Origin of the sequence: Burkholderia sp. AU19243, from assembly GCF_018148075.1 — a bacterium.
GTDB lineage: Bacteria > Pseudomonadota > Gammaproteobacteria > Burkholderiales > Burkholderiaceae > Burkholderia > Burkholderia latens_A.
Genome location: NZ_JAGSTV010000009.1, coordinates 170269 through 184288 on the forward strand (window position 1 = coordinate 170269; position 14020 = coordinate 184288).

11 protein-coding genes are annotated in these 14020 nt (G+C 68.8%); 6 read left to right on the forward strand and 5 right to left on the reverse strand.

The features are described from left to right. The first annotated feature begins 8 nt into the window (after positions 1–8). The 3 genes from KDW55_RS18585 to KDW55_RS18595 are packed head-to-tail and all read left to right on the forward strand — an operon-like array spanning position 9 to position 3822. Positions 9–1475, forward strand: coding sequence for a glucose-6-phosphate isomerase (locus KDW55_RS18585; RefSeq protein WP_040139324.1), 1467 nt, complete (start codon positions 9–11; stop codon positions 1473–1475). Beyond that, positions 1472–2656: a glycosyltransferase family 4 protein gene (locus KDW55_RS18590; protein WP_209825626.1), complete on the forward strand. Its 1185-nt coding sequence runs from the start codon at positions 1472–1474 to the stop codon at positions 2654–2656. Before KDW55_RS18585 ends, KDW55_RS18590 begins: the two co-directional genes overlap by 4 nt. Next, the gene (locus tag KDW55_RS18595; protein ID WP_040139326.1) at positions 2656–3822 is read left to right on the forward strand and encodes a glycosyltransferase family 4 protein; all 1167 of its coding nucleotides are present in this window, start codon (positions 2656–2658) and stop codon (positions 3820–3822) included. The genes KDW55_RS18590 and KDW55_RS18595 overlap by 1 nt, the downstream gene beginning before the upstream one ends. A gap of 230 nt (positions 3823–4052) precedes the next feature. Here KDW55_RS18595 and KDW55_RS18600 read toward each other — a convergent pair whose 3' ends face one another. After that, positions 4053–5285 (reverse strand): MFS transporter, encoded by a 1233-nt coding sequence (locus tag KDW55_RS18600; protein WP_212160459.1) that lies wholly within the window; start codon positions 5283–5285, stop codon positions 4053–4055. Between the two features lie 157 nt (positions 5286–5442). Here KDW55_RS18600 and KDW55_RS18605 point away from each other — a divergent pair, with 157 nt between their 5' ends. Beyond that, a complete protein-coding gene (locus KDW55_RS18605) occupies positions 5443–5913 on the forward strand; it encodes a helix-turn-helix domain-containing protein (RefSeq protein WP_059545340.1) in 471 nt (156 codons plus the stop codon). 105 nt (positions 5914–6018) lie between these two features. Here KDW55_RS18605 and KDW55_RS18610 read toward each other — a convergent pair whose 3' ends face one another. The 3 genes from KDW55_RS18610 to KDW55_RS18620 all read right to left on the reverse strand — a co-directional run bounded on the left by KDW55_RS18610 (position 6019) and on the right by KDW55_RS18620 (position 8792). Further along, a complete protein-coding gene (locus KDW55_RS18610; RefSeq protein WP_212160458.1) occupies positions 6019–7482 on the reverse strand; it encodes an MFS transporter in 1464 nt (487 codons plus the stop codon). 174 nt (positions 7483–7656) lie between these two features. Further along, a complete protein-coding gene (locus KDW55_RS18615) occupies positions 7657–8424 on the reverse strand; it encodes an AraC family transcriptional regulator (RefSeq protein ID WP_040139329.1) in 768 nt (255 codons plus the stop codon). Between the two features lie 26 nt (positions 8425–8450). Beyond that, positions 8451–8792: an FKBP-type peptidyl-prolyl cis-trans isomerase gene (locus tag KDW55_RS18620; RefSeq protein ID WP_059466723.1), complete on the reverse strand. Its 342-nt coding sequence runs from the start codon at positions 8790–8792 to the stop codon at positions 8451–8453. A 580-nt stretch (positions 8793–9372) separates the two neighbouring features. Between KDW55_RS18620 and KDW55_RS18625 the strand changes: the two genes are divergently transcribed. Together KDW55_RS18625 and KDW55_RS18630 are read left to right on the forward strand one after the other, a co-directional pair. Then, complete coding sequence (locus KDW55_RS18625; protein WP_069242723.1) at positions 9373–10290, forward strand: metal-dependent hydrolase; 918 nt, start codon at positions 9373–9375, stop codon at positions 10288–10290. A gap of 402 nt (positions 10291–10692) precedes the next feature. Further along, a complete protein-coding gene (locus KDW55_RS18630; protein WP_040139332.1) occupies positions 10693–12165 on the forward strand; it encodes a sigma-54 dependent transcriptional regulator in 1473 nt (490 codons plus the stop codon). 996 nt (positions 12166–13161) lie between these two features. Here the strand turns inward: KDW55_RS18630 and KDW55_RS18635 are convergent. Beyond that, positions 13162–13944, reverse strand: a complete 783-nt coding sequence (locus KDW55_RS18635) for an ABC transporter substrate-binding protein (RefSeq protein ID WP_040139333.1) — start codon at positions 13942–13944, stop codon at positions 13162–13164. Between the last annotated feature and the right edge of the window lie 76 nt (positions 13945–14020).

Sequence of the window (14020 nt, forward strand, 5' to 3'; positions counted from 1 at the left end):
GAGGATCGATGAGTACGATTGCCGCAGAAAGTGCACCGTCGCGCAAGCGCAGCCGGTTCGCGGATCCGAAGCACTGGGCCGGGCAGGCCGGGCTGTGGACGTTCACCGCCGCGCTGATTGCCATTCACCAGGGCAAGGTGCTGACGCTCGCGTTTCCGGTGCTGGCCATCGCGGTCGGCATCTGGCTGTATTTCAAGAGCCCCGCGCGCTACGTCGGCTTCATGTGGTGGGTGTGGTTCCTGAGCCCGGAGGTGCGGCGTCTCGCCGACTGGTCGAAGGGCGCGTTCACGCCGACGAGCCTGATCCAGGTCGCGCCGCTCGCGGTGACGATGATCGCCGGGTTCGGGCTGCTGCGGCACTACCGCGTGCTCGCGCAGCGGCGCGGCATTCCGGTGCTGCTGATCCTGTTCGGGCTCGTGTATGCGTATCTCGTCGGGATCGTGTCGAGCGGCGTGATGGCCGCGACGTACGACCTCGCGAACTGGCTGTACCCGATTCTGATCGGCTTTCACATCATGGTGAACGCGCGCGACTACCCCGAGTATCGCGACGTGCTGCTGTCCACGTTCATGTGGGGCATGCTGGTGATGGGTCTGTACGGCGTCGTGCAGTACTTCGTGATGCCGCAGTGGGACGTGCTGTGGATGGTCGGCTCGCAGATGGGTTCGCAGGGCGAGCCGGTGCCCTACGGCGTGCGGGTGTTCAGCACGATGAACTCGTCCGGGCCGTTCGCGTTCGCGATGATGGGCGCGCTGGTGTTCGTGCTGGTCGCGCCGCAGAAGATCCGCTGGTTCGCGGGCGCTGCCGGTTTCGTGTCCTTCGCGCTGTGTCTCGTGCGCTCGACGTGGGGCGGCTGGGTGATCGCGCTCGCGATCCAGCTCGTGCAGTCGAGCAACCGCGTGCGGATGCGGATCCTGATCAGCGGCGTCGTGCTCGTCGGCCTGTGCGTGCCGCTGCTGACCGTCGGCCCGGTAGCCGACCGGCTCGGCCAGCGTCTGCAGTCGATCGCGAACCTGAAGGACGACCGCAGCTACGACGACCGCAACAAGTTCTATGCAACCTTTGCGCAGACGGCGTTTACCGACGTCGCCGGCGAGGGGATGGGCGCGACGGGCGCGTCGACGAAGCTGTCGAGCGACAGTGGCGAGCTCGGCAAGTACGGCAGCTTCGACAGCGGCGTGATGAACGTGCCGTTCGTGCTCGGCTGGCCCGGCACGCTGCTGTATCTCGCGGGCGTCGTGATGCTGTTCGGTCGCACGGTGCGCGCGGCGTTCAAGCTGCGCAACGACAAGTTCGTCGGCGCATGCCTGAGCCTGTGCCTGTCGACGTTCGCGATGCTCGTGTTTACGAACTCGCTGATCGGCACGGGCGGTCTGCTGATGTTCACTGCCATTTTTTCCATACTATCCGCGGCGCACTGGCAGAAGGCGCAGCGCCTGCCGGCCGCCGCGCGTTCACGGGGAGGCGACCATTGAGAATCGCGATCGTCACGCACGTCGTGCGTCATAACGACGGGCAGGGCCGCGTCAATTACGAAATCGCGCGCGCGGCGCTGGCCGAAAACTACGAGGTCACGCTGGTCGCGTCGCACGTCGCGCCCGAGCTGCTGGCCGATCCGCGCGTGCGCTGGGTGCCGGTCAAGGTCGGCGGCTTCTGGCCGTCGAATCTCGTCAAGCAACAGGTGTTCGCGCTCAAGAGCGCGGCATGGTTGCGTGCGCACCGCGGCGAATACGACGTGCTGCACGTAAACGGCTTCATCTCGTGGATCAAGGCCGACGTGAATACCGCGCATTTCGTGCACGGCGGCTGGTTCAAGAGCCCGTACTACCCGTTCGGGCTGACGAAGGGGCTGTGGTCGGCGTACCAGTACGTCTACACGCGCGTGAACACCGCGCTCGAGCGCTGGGCATACCGGCGCTCGCGCGCGATCACGGCCGTGTCGCAGAAGGTGGCCGACGAGATCGCCGGCCTCGGCATCGACAGCCGCAAGATCAGCGTGATCTACAACGGCGTCGACGGCAGCGCGTTCGCGCTCGCGCAGGCCGATCGCGCGGCATTCAAGCTGCCGGCGGACGCGTTCCTGCTGCTGTTCGTCGGCGACTTGCGCACGCCGCGCAAGAACCTCGGCACGGTGCTCGACGCGCTGACGAAACTGCCGGCCAACGTCCATCTCGCGGTGGCGGGCTATCTGCCGGGCAGCCCGTATCCGGACGAGGCGCGCGCGCTCGGCATCGCTTCGCGCGTGCATTTCCTCGGGCTCGTGAAAAACATGCCGACGCTGATGCGCTCGGTCGACGCATACGTGTTTCCGTCGCGCTACGAAGCGATGAGCCTGTCGCTGCTCGAAGCGATGGCAGCCGGGCTGCCGGTCGTCACCGCGCGTACTGCCGGTGGCGCGGAAATCATCACGCGCGAATGCGGGATCGTGCTGGAGGACCCGGACGATCCGGCCGCGCTCGCGCAGGCGATCGGCTCGCTCGCGGCGTCGCGCGACACCTGCCGCGCGATGGGCGACGCGGCCCGCGAACTGATGACCCGTTTCGGCTGGGCCCACATGGGCGCCCAGTACGTCGCGCTTTACCGGCGCATCGGCCAACCCTCGCAGCCGTCCGCGTTCGAGCGGGTCGAGCATGCAGTCACGCAGGAGCAGTCGTAATGTCCCTTTCTTCCCGGCCGATCAAATCGTTGCAAATCGGCATGCACTGGTTCCCCGAACGCGCGGGCGGCCTCGACCGGATGTACTACTCGCTCGTCGGCGCGCTGCCCGGTGCGGGCGTCGAGGTGCGCGGGCTCGTTGCCGGCTCGCCGAAAGTCGCCGACGACACGGGCGGTGCGATCCAGGGCTTCGGGCCCGCGTCGCAGCCCCTCGCGCGTCGGATGCTCGCCGCGCGCCGCGCGCTGCGCGATGAAATCCGCAGCGCGCGACCGGACGTGATCTCGTCGCACTTCGCGCTGTATACGTTCCCCGGCCTCGACGTGACGCGCGGGATCCCGCAGGTGTCGCACTTCCAGGGCCCGTGGGCCGACGAAAGCCAGGTCGAGGGCGCCGCATCGCTCGGGCAGCGCGCGAAGCGCTATCTCGAACAGGCCGTCTACACGCGTTCGTCGCGGCTGATCGTGCTGTCGCAGGCGTTCGGCCAGATTCTGACGAACCGCTACGGCATCGATCCGTCGCGCGTGCGCGTGATTCCCGGCTGCGTCGACACCGCCCAGTTCGACACGCCGCTCACGCCGGCCGAGGCGCGGCACAAGCTGCAACTGCCGCAGGACCGGCCGATCGTGCTGGCCGTGCGCCGCCTCGTGCGGCGCATGGGCCTCGAGGACCTGGTCGATGCGATCGGCATCGTCAAGCGCCGCCATCCGGACGTGCTGCTGCTGATCGCCGGCAAGGGCAAGCTCGCCGAGGAACTTCAGCAGCGCATCGACGCGGCCGGGCTGCAGGACAACGTGAAGCTGCTCGGCTTCGTGCCCGACCAGCATCTCGCGGCGCTGTATCGTGCGGCGACGGTCAGCGTCGTGCCGACCGTCGCGCTCGAAGGCTTTGGCCTCATCACCGTCGAATCGCTCGCGTCCGGCACGCCGGTGCTGGTTACGCCGGTCGGCGGGCTACCGGAGGCCGTCGCCGGGCTGTCCAGCGACCTCGTGCTGCCGTCGACCGGCGCAGATGCGATCGCCGAAGGGCTCGGTGCGGCGCTGTCGGGCGCGATCGCGCTGCCGGACGAAGCCGCATGCAAGCGCTATGCACGCGATCACTTCGACAACGCGGTGATCGCGCGGCGCGTTGCCGGCGTGTACGAGGAGGCGATCCAGGCGGCGGGCTGACAGCGCGCCGCCCGTCATGACGACGCTCCGGCCGCGCGCACCTTCGCGTGCGTCCGGGCCGCATGCCGGCCGCCCCAACGCGGGCGCGCCGGCGTTTTGCCGTGCGCGGCCGCACACACCGCGATTCGCGCGATTCCGTTCGACCGCGCGATCTTCCCGCCGCCGACTACACGGAATGAAAAGGTGGAAAGGCGCCTGGCAACCGCTGCTACCGGTGCATGCGATCCATGTCATGCCCGCCCGCGTGTCGCGGCCCATACGATGAACGCGGCGACGCTGACCGCCGCGCCGAGTCCGCACACGCCGACCCACCCGGCGTGCGCATACGTCGCCGTCGACACGATCGCACCGAGCCCGCTGCCGGCCGAATAGAACAGCATGTAGCAGCCGACGAGGCGCGCATGCGCGTCGGGTCGCGCGCCGACGATCATGCTCTGGTTCACGACATGAACGGCCTGGCCGCCGACGTCGAGCAGCACGATACCAACGACCAGCAGCGCGATCGACGTGCCGGCAAACGCGAGCGGCAGCCACGAAAACGCGAGCAGCGCGAGCGCGGCGCCCGTTGTCGTTTCGCCGAGCCCGCGATCCGCGAGCCGCCCCGCGCGGGCTGCCGCGGCCGCGCCCAATGCGCCGACCAGCCCGAATGCGCCGATCTGCGTATGCGACATCGAATGCGGCGGCGCGCCGAGCGGCAGCACGAGCGCGCTCCAGAAGATGCTGAATGCAGCGAACATCAATAGCGCGATCGCACCGCGCACGCGCAGTACACGTTCGGTGCGCAGCAGCGTCACCATCGAGCGCAGCAGCGCAGCGTAGCCGATACGCGCGCGCGGCGCGTTCGCATCGGGCAGCAGCCGTACGAGCGCGACGAGCATCGCGATCGCGAGCGCGCCCGACATCAGATATACCGCGCGCCAGCCCGCAATATCCGTGACCACACCCGCGAACGAGCGCGCGGCCAGCAGGCCGATCACGACGCCGCCCTGCGCGGCGCCGACGACGCGGCCGCGCTCGCCGGCAGACGCAAGTGCGGCAGAGCACGCGATCAGGCCTTGCGTCATCGCGGTGCCGAGCAAACCGAGTGCGACCATGCCGGCCAGCAATGCGATGCGCGTCGACGAAACCGCCACGCCGATGCATGCGGCAGTCAACAGCAGAAGCTGAATTGCGAGCAGCCGCTTGCGATCGAGCAGGTCGCCGAGCGGCACGACGAACAGCAGCGCGAGCGCGCAGCCGAGTTGCGTTGCGGTGATGACGCCGCCGACCGCCGCCTGCGATACGCCGAAATCGCGCGCGATCGAATCGAGCAGCGGCTGCGCGTAGTACACGTTCGCGACGCTCGCCGCGCAGCACACCGCCAAAAGCGCGACGAGCGTCTTGGCGACGCGCGTGACGCCGGCCGGGCCGGCTGCACCCGCTGTCGCGTTCGGTGCGGCGGCTGTTCGACATGACGATTCCATGGGCTTCCTCGCGCTCGCTGAAGTGGTTGCAATTTAAAACTAGTTGGAGTGTAGAAAAAGTAGTTTTAAAATGCAACTTGGTGTGGCGGGCAACGGACCCGCGCACGAATGCGCCGAACGCCGTGCGAACGCGGCCGGCGCGACAGCGGAGAAAAGGATGGCCAAACAGAAAAGCCTTGCGGATTCGCCGTGCCCGGTCGCGCGCGCAACCGATATCGTCGGCGATCGCTGGGCATTGTTGATCGTGCGCGACGCGTTCGACGGCGTGCGCCGGTTCGGCGATTTCCGTGCGAGCCTCGGCGTCGCGAGCAACATCCTGTCGGACCGGCTCAGAATGCTGGTGGACGCGGGCGTGTTCGAAGTGGTGCCGGCGTCCGACGGCAGCGCGTATCAGGAGTACGCGTTGACGAAGAAGGGTGAAGGGCTGTTTCCGGTGATCGTGATGCTGCGGCAGTGGGGCGAAGCGAACCTGTTCGAGCGAGGGGAGCCGCATTCGGTGCTGGTCGAACGCAAGACGGGCCGTGCGATCCGCAAGCTCGCGCTGCGGCACGACGATGGCCGGCCGTTGAAGGCGGCGGAGACGATGGTGCGGAAAGTGGCGGACGGCAACGGCGCGACGCGCGGATAAACGCGAGGTCATCGGGCGGCGCAAGCGCCGCGCTGTTTGCGTCGCGGCACCGCACACACCGACGCACCCGCCAACGCACCTGTCCGGGGTGCTCGATCGTTTCGCTCAATCGGCCGCCGATACCACCCGTTGCGCATCCGATGTGCCCCGATGCGCGTCGGCCCTGACGAGCATCGCGAGCGATGCGGCCGCGACCAGCAGTGCGGCAGACACCGCGGTTTCGACATGCAGCCCCTCGACGGTTTGCCGCGCGCTGCCGCCCGCGAGCGCGCCGAACGCGGCGACGCCGATCGCGCCGCCGGCCTGCCGTGCAGTGTTCAGCACGGCCGACGCGATGCCCGCGCGTTCCGGTGCGACCGATGCGAGCACGGCCGTCGTCATCGCCGGCACGGCGAAGCCCATGCCGGCAGGAATCAGCAGGAACGGTACGAGCAGCAGCGGCAGCGGCGTCGCTGCGTTGGCGAAATACAGCGAGCCGTAGCCGAGCGCGGCGACGAGCGCACCGGCGACCATCGGCGCGCGCGGGCCGTAACGTGCGACCGCGCGGCCGCTCGCGAGATTCGACAGCAGGAAGCCGCCCGTCAGCGGCAGGAACGCGAGGCCGGCCTGCAACGCCGATTCGCCGCGCACGCGCTGCAGGTACAGCGCCAGCACGAATACGGTGCCGTAATACGTGAGGTTCACGCAGATCCCGAACAGCACGGCCGCGCTGAACGTGCGTCGGCGGAACAACGACAGCGGCAGCATCGGCGTCGCGGTGCGCGACTCGAGCGCGACGAAGGCGGCCGCGGCGAACGCCGCGAGCGCGAACCCGCCGGCGACGACTGGATGCGCGAAGCCGAGCGGCCGCCACTCGATCACGGCGGCGGTGAGCGCGGTCAGCATCGCGATCGCGACGAGCTGGCCGCGCACGTCCAGCGTGCTTGCCGAGCGTGCCGGCATTGCGGCACGCGCCGGTGCCGCGGGTGCAGGCGTGACGCGCCGCGCGGGGACCGATGCGAATGTGGCCGCGAGTCCGGCCGCACAGAGCGGCAGGTTCACGAGAAAGATGCCGCGCCAGCCCCATGCGGCGATCAGCAGGCCGCCGACGACCGGTCCCGCCGCAATCGAAATCGAGCCTGCCGCGGTCCACCAGCCGACCGCGCGAGCCCGCACGCGAGGATCGTGCCGGCATGCGTCGTTGAGCAGCGCGAGCGAATTCGGCAGCATTGCGGCCGCGCCGACGCCCTGCAGCGCGCGCGCCGCGATCAGCATCGCCGGGGCGACGGCGGCGCCGCATGCGAGCGACGCGAGCGCGAACAGCACGAGGCCCGCGACGTACAGCCGGCGCGCGCCGAAGCGATCGCCGAGCGCGCCGGCCGACAGCATCAGCACCGCGAACGCGAGCGTGTACGCATCGACGACCCACTGCAGCCCGGCGATCGGCAGATGCAGGTCTGCGGCCACGTGCGCGAGCGCGATGTTGACGATCGTCACGTCGAGCTGCGTGACGACGAAGCCGATGCTGACGGTCGCGACGAGGCGCGCAAGCGCGGGCGGGAAGGCGGTGGAAGAGCGGGTCGTGTCCATGAACCCATCGTAGGGCGCGATGGGCGGCGATGTTTCACGCGAGCGTGAAGCGTCGATGCGTGGCGTGATCGACGCAATGCGACCGGTATGCATGCGGGTACGCGGGCGTGCGCGTATGCGGCATGGGCCGCGATGTGCGGCGGTGGCCGCGAGCGGCGGGCCCGGCGGAGCCGCTCAGTGCCGTTCGCCGCGCCAGCGCCCGGGCGCGACGCCGAAGCGCTTCGTGAACGCGTGCGTGAACGTGCTCTGGTCGGCGAAGCCGACCATCCCGGCGATGTCGACGAGCGGGTGCCGGCCGTCTGCGAGCAGCACGACGGCGGCGTCGAGCCGCAGCCGTTGCAGGTAGCGATGCGGGGTTTCGCCGAACGCGTCGACGAACAGTTGATGAAACCGGCGCATTCCGTAGCCGCAGTGCGCGGCGAGATCGGCGATGCGCAGCGGCTCCGCGAGCCGCGCGCGCAGCCAGCGATCGATGCGCGTGAAATCGAGGCCGCCCGCGGGCGCGGCGAGGCCGGTGTCGCCGAGCAGCGCGTCGCACAGGCGCGCGGCAGCCTGCCACTGGAAGCGATGCGCATGCCGCGCGTCGCGAGCCGGCTCGTCGAGCGCGGCCGCCGCCGCCGCGACCTGCGCGACGAGCGACGTCAGCGCCGGATCGATCGCCACGGCCCGCGCGCGCTCGAACAGCCGCTGCGGCACCGCGAGCGACGCGGCGGGCAGATCGAGCACGAGCTGGCGGTTCTCGCCGAGGCCTGCGTATTCGTGGCGCGCGCCGGCCGGGATCAGCCACGCCGCGTGCCGGTCGATGCGCTGGCCGACGCCGTCCACCGCCATCACCATCGCGCCGTCGATGCCGAGCACGACCTGATGAAAGTCGTGCACGTCGGACGCTTCGCACGTGTCGTAACGGCGCAGCGCGATCGCGGGGGACGGGATGTGCTCCATGAGCGGGACGTCGGCCGGCGGCTTCGTCAGACGTCGAGCAGTTCGACTTCGAACACGAGCGTCGCGTTCGGCGGAATCACGCCGCCGGCGCCGCGCGGGCCGTAGCCGAGTTGCGGCGGGATCGTCAGGCGACGCACGCCGCCGACCTTCATCCCCTGCACGCCTTCGTCCCAGCCCTTGATGACCATGCCGCCGCCGAGCACAAACGCGAACGGGTCGTTGCGGTCCTTGCTCGAGTCGAATTTCTGACCGTCGGTCAGCCAGCCCGTGTAATGGACGCTGACGGTCTTGCCGGCTTGCGCTTCCGCGCCGGTGCCTTCGGTCAGATCCTCGATCTTGAGGCCCGATGCGGTCGTGGTGACAGACATGACTTCTCCTGAAAAGGGTTGGGTAAAACCGCTATTGTAGGCGAGCGCGCAGGGGGCCGCCCCGCGCGACGAACGCGCGGCGCGACACCGTTCGCAAGCCGCCGGGCGCCGCGCGCCGCGTGCCGCTCCAAATGAAACTGGAACGCGCGTTTGAATGTTCGGCGAGCCGGGGCCGCGCGATGCTGCGAGCAGGGCGATCCCCGCGTATGAATCGACGGCAGCGTGGCCGCCCGAAAGCGCGGTGCAACCCGTCGCACGATCCCGCGAAACGCCCGTCGCGCGCGGCTTCGACGCCGATTGCCGGCTGCGGACGCAGCGCTTTTCATACGCGCCGCGCGCCACCTTCGGCGTTCGAATCCCGGGCTGCGGCGCGACTGTCCGAGCGCCGCTTTTTCTGCGTTGCCGACCATGCACCGTTTGGAAGCACGCGTCTACCGCGCGGCTTGCACGCGACGACGCGCGCCGCCTATCTTTACAGTTATCGATGTCAAGATTTTGCCGTTGCGCGATGCGCGGCCGGGCCGCATGGGCGGGCCGGGCCCGCGGCCACGGCCGCCCGAAAACGAGGAGAACCGCGAACATGAAGTCAGCCGCTTCCGCCACCGCAGCCGACGTGATGCCGGTGCGCCGCGATCTGCGCTTCGACTTGCCGGTCGAGCGCGCGAAGGACTGGCATGCGCTCGGCCCGCACGTGACTCACTTCTTCAATGCGTTGTCGCTGCTGTTCCCGGCCGGCGAGCGTTTTTTCATGGACTCGGTGCGCAACTATCGCGACCGGATCGACGATCCGGTGCTGAAGCGGCAGGTGCTCGGCTTCATTGGCCAGGAGGCGATGCATACGCGCGAGCACGTCGAATACAACGAACTGATGCAGGCGAACCGGCTGCCCGCGCGCAAGCTCGACAAACGCGTGTGGACGGTGCTCGGTTTCATGAAACGCAAGCTGCCGCATTCGGTGCAGCTCGCGCACACGGTCGCGGCCGAGCACTATACGGCGATGCTCGCCGACTGGCTCCTGCGCGACCCGACCCGTCTCGCCGGCTCGGTCGAAGGCTACAGGCAGATGTGGGTGTGGCACGCGCTCGAGGAAACGGAGCACAAGGCCGTGTCCTACGACGTGTGGAATGCCGTGATGAAGCCGGGCGTGCGCAGCTACCTGGTCCGGATCGGCGTGTACCTGGCAACGACGCTGACGTTCTGGCCGACCGTGTTCCTGATTCACGTGACGCTGCTCTCGCGCGATCGCGACATCCGGCATCGCGTGCGCGGCATGTTGCGCGTGCTCGCATTCCTGTACGGGCCGCGCCGCGGGCTTTTCCCTCGCATCGCCGGCGAATGGCTGAGCTTTTTCCGGCCCGGCTTCCATCCGTGGGACCACGACAACCGCCATCACCTTGCGCGCGTCGACGCGCTCGTCGCCGCATACGGCGACCACGACGGCGCGTCGGCCGGCCGTGGCCGCGCGAACCCGCTCGCGCCGCTCGCATCCGGGCGTTGACTGCGCGCCCGCGGCGCGCAGCGGCGTGTGTTGCGTTGCCGCATCAGTCGCGATTGATCCGACGATTGACCGCGGTCAAGCGCAAACGGTTGCATGCGCGTGCGCGGGCGCCCGGGTTTGAGCCAATCCGGCGTGCCGGCCGTTGTGCGCCGCGGCTTCGCTCGCCGGCGTGGCCGTGCACATGGCGTCGTACCGGCCGCGCCACCGGGATAACACCCATCTAGCCGCGCGTCGGCGGCATCGATATACCGTTCATGCAAGCATTCGATTTGCCCCGCGAGCAATTATTGCGCGGGGGGATTTTATTCGGACGGAAATGCGGCCAATATGTCGGTTCGATCGAGGTCCGTCGTACATGGCGGCGAGCCGCCGCACGATACCAACGCCAAGCGGGGAACAACGATGGTTGCAAGGTCACCCGACGCAAACGGAACGGCGGCGCCCGAGATGCCGCTCGTGTCCGTTACCGCTCCCGAGGCCGGACGCAAGCTGTTCGTGATCATGCGTTCGCCGGACGAGCCGTTGCTGGCGCAACTGCGCGAGCTCGGCTGGGAGATCGCGGTCGCGAAGACGGCCGGCGCCGCGCAGAACATGACGTCCGGCGTGAACGTCGCGGCCGGGCTCATCGACTTCACGGGCTTCACGTCGCGCGACTATCCGGCGCTGAAGGCGTGCCTGAGCCAGCCGGCGATCGGCTGGATTTCCGTCGCGCAGGCCGGCATCACGATCAGTGCTGCCGTGCGCGAACTGATCCGCAGCTATTGTTTCGATTACGTGACGCTGCCGTTGCCGTACGAATGGATTTCGCACGTGCTCGGCCACGCGCGCGGAATGGCCGCGCTCGATCGCGTCGACGGCGCGGCTTACGCGGCGTCGATCGGCGAGCACGGAATGATCGGCAACTGCGAGGCGATGCAGCAGCTGTTCAGCACGATCCGCAAGGTCGCGAAAACCGATGCGAGCGTGTTCATCTCGGGCGAGTCGGGCACCGGCAAGGAACTGACCGCGCTCGCGATCCACGAGCGCTCGGCGCGCGGCAAGGGGCCGTTCGTCGCGATCAACTGCGGCGCGATTCCTCATCACCTGCTGCAGTCGGAGCTGTTCGGCTATGAGCGCGGCGCGTTCACCGGCGCAAACCAGCGGCGCGCGGGCCGGATCGAATCGGCGAACGGCGGCACGCTGTTTCTCGACGAGATCGGCGACATGCCGGTCGAAAGCCAGGCGAGCCTGCTGCGCTTCCTGCAGGAAGGGAAGATCGAGCGGCTCGGCGGCCAGGAGTCGATTCCGGTCGACGTGCGGATCATCTCGGCCACGCACGTGGACCTCGACGGGGCGGTCGAGGCCGGCCGCTTCCGCGCGGACCTCTATCACCGGCTCTGCGTGCTGCGTATTCACGAGCCGCCGCTGCGCGCGCGCGGCAAGGACATCGAGATCCTCGCGCATTACGTGCTGCAGAAATACAAGGCCGACAGCGGCCGCAAGATCAGCGGCTTCACGTCGGCCGCGCTCGACGCGATGCGCCGCTACGAGTGGCCGGGCAACGTGCGCGAACTCATCAATCGCGTGCGCCGCGCGATCGTGATGGCCGAGAGCCGGCTGCTGACGCCGCACGATCTCGGGCTCGAGACGCCGGGCGAAACCGAGCCCGTGACGCTCGAACAGGCGCGTTCGCTTGCGGAGCGCACCGCGATCGAGAACGCGCTGCTGCGCAACGATCACCGGATCAACAAGGCCGCCGCCGAGCTCGGCATCTCCCGCGTGACGCTCTACCGGATGATGATCGAGCACGGGCTCAACGATCACGACAACAACGGCGACAACGGCGGAAAGGACGGCTCCCCGTCCGGCGACGCCGACCACCAGCGGGTCGGGTGAGCGGCATTCGCGCAGCATCGCAACCGGCCCGCGCAAGCGGGCCGTGTCGCATGTAAAGGCGATGAAACGTTTCGCGTCGGCACGCATGCGAATTCGCGCGGCAAACGCCCGTGACGGCGTGCCATCCGCGCCGGGAAAATTTTCCGTACCGTCCGCGCGCCTTGTGCGGCAACGCATTGCGCTCGCGTGAGCGGCGCCCGGCGCGCCGCGCATGTTTCAGTTTCGCAACGTTGCGCATGTCCGGCCGGTTCGCGCCGCACGCTGGTCCGACGAAAGCCTTGCACGGCCGGCCGCGCGCGAAGCTGGCCCGCTCCTTGCGCTGATGCGGGTGCGAACGTCGACGACGTGGCGTGCGGCCGGACCGGCAGCAAACCCTGCACAGGCCGGCCAGTGCGCAGTCCGCGGGGATGATCGGCGGGACGGGACACAGCCCTCGTTCCGTACGGCACGGGAGCGTCGTCGTCCGATCGTCGAGGCAGCGGCGGGGTCCGGTTGCCCGCACAAGCAACGGATCGAAGACGGGGTATAAAAATGAGCAACGATCGCCACACACAGCGGCCGGCAGGCCGCGATCGCAACGATTCGACGCATCGCCGGTCGGCCGCGCCGCTCGCAGCCGGCCGGCATGCGTCGACAGGCCATCTCTCCGCGCCCGGTGCGAGGCGGATCCGGTTGATACCCGGTCATCCGCGCCGGGCCGGCGCTTTCACGCTGGCCAACCCGATCCGCATGGGGATGTGCACGCGGGCACCGGTTCCCCGGCGCCCGATCTTCACGTATTGACGACGTCGAGCGCCTGCGGTCGCCAGCGCAGGCGCTCCGCCGGCAACGCGAACGAAGTTCGGGATCCGGTTGCGCGACAACGGCGACGACACCGGCGCGACGGCAGAACGTCAGGGAGGCGTCGCCGTCCGGGAGGCAGGGGAGGGGCGGTCCAGGGTGAACAGGCCCTGGGCGCGGGCGACGGGCATCGCGCCCGTCGCCCGCGACACCGCTTCAGCCGCCGTAGATGTCGAAGTCGAAGTACTTCGACGCGAGCCGCTTGTAGGTGCCGTCCTTGACCATGTCGAGGATCGCGCGATCGATCTTCGCCTTCAGGTCGGTGTCTTCCTTGCGCAGACCGATGCCGGCGCCGACGCCGAGCACCTTCTCGTCGACGAGCTCGGGCCCGACGAACTGGTAGCCCGCGCCGCGCGGCGACTTCAGGAATCCGATCGCGGCCTGCACCTCGTCCTGCAGCGCCGCGTCGAGGCGGCCCGCCGTGAGATCCGCATACACGCCGTCCTGGTTCTGGTACGACACGACGTTCGCACCCTGCTTCGCCCAGTACGCCTTCGCATACGCTTCCTGCGTCGTGCCCTGTTCGACGCCGATCGACTTGCCCTTCAGCGATTCGGCGGTCGGCAACAGCGGCGAACCCTTTTTCACGACGAGGCGCGTCGGCTGGTTGTAGATCTTCGTCGTGAAGCCGATCTGCTCGGCCCGCTGCGCGGTGATCGACATCGACGACAGCACCGCGTCGAATTTTTTCGCCTTCAGCGCCGGGATCATCCCGTCGAAATCGTTCTCGAGCCACACGCACTTCGCTTTCAGCCGCGCGCAGATCTCGTTGCCGAGATCGATGTCGAAGCCGACCAGCTTGCCGTCGGGCGCCTTCGATTCGAACGGCGCGTAGCTGGCGTCGGTGCCGAAGCGCAGCGTGGTCCAGTCCTTCGCGGCGGCGGGGCCTGCCGATACCGCAAGCAGGGCGATCGAAACGGCGGCAATCAGTCTCTTCATGATGGTTCCTTGGCGTGGTCTATCCGGTTCTGCACGACGCGGTTGCTGCGGAACCGCGCCCCCGGCGGGCGCGCTC

What these genes read in the sequence shown, in the direction of transcription:
- KDW55_RS18585 (WP_040139324.1), top strand. Translation starts at nt 9, where the DNA reads ATGAGTACGATTGCCGCAGAAAGTGCACCGTCGCGCAAGCGCAGCCGG.
- KDW55_RS18595 (WP_040139326.1), top strand. Translation starts at nt 2,656, where the DNA reads ATGTCCCTTTCTTCCCGGCCGATCAAATCGTTGCAAATCGGCATGCAC.
- KDW55_RS18600 (WP_212160459.1), bottom strand. Translation starts at nt 5,285, where the DNA reads ATGGAATCGTCATGTCGAACAGCCGCCGCACCGAACGCGACAGCGGGT.
- KDW55_RS18605 (WP_059545340.1), top strand. Translation starts at nt 5,443, where the DNA reads ATGGCCAAACAGAAAAGCCTTGCGGATTCGCCGTGCCCGGTCGCGCGC.
- KDW55_RS18610 (WP_212160458.1), bottom strand. Translation starts at nt 7,482, where the DNA reads ATGGACACGACCCGCTCTTCCACCGCCTTCCCGCCCGCGCTTGCGCGC.
- KDW55_RS18615 (WP_040139329.1), bottom strand. Translation starts at nt 8,424, where the DNA reads ATGGAGCACATCCCGTCCCCCGCGATCGCGCTGCGCCGTTACGACACG.
- KDW55_RS18620 (WP_059466723.1), bottom strand. Translation starts at nt 8,792, where the DNA reads ATGTCTGTCACCACGACCGCATCGGGCCTCAAGATCGAGGATCTGACC.
- KDW55_RS18625 (WP_069242723.1), top strand. Translation starts at nt 9,373, where the DNA reads ATGAAGTCAGCCGCTTCCGCCACCGCAGCCGACGTGATGCCGGTGCGC.
- KDW55_RS18630 (WP_040139332.1), top strand. Translation starts at nt 10,693, where the DNA reads ATGGTTGCAAGGTCACCCGACGCAAACGGAACGGCGGCGCCCGAGATG.
- KDW55_RS18635 (WP_040139333.1), bottom strand. Translation starts at nt 13,944, where the DNA reads ATGAAGAGACTGATTGCCGCCGTTTCGATCGCCCTGCTTGCGGTATCG.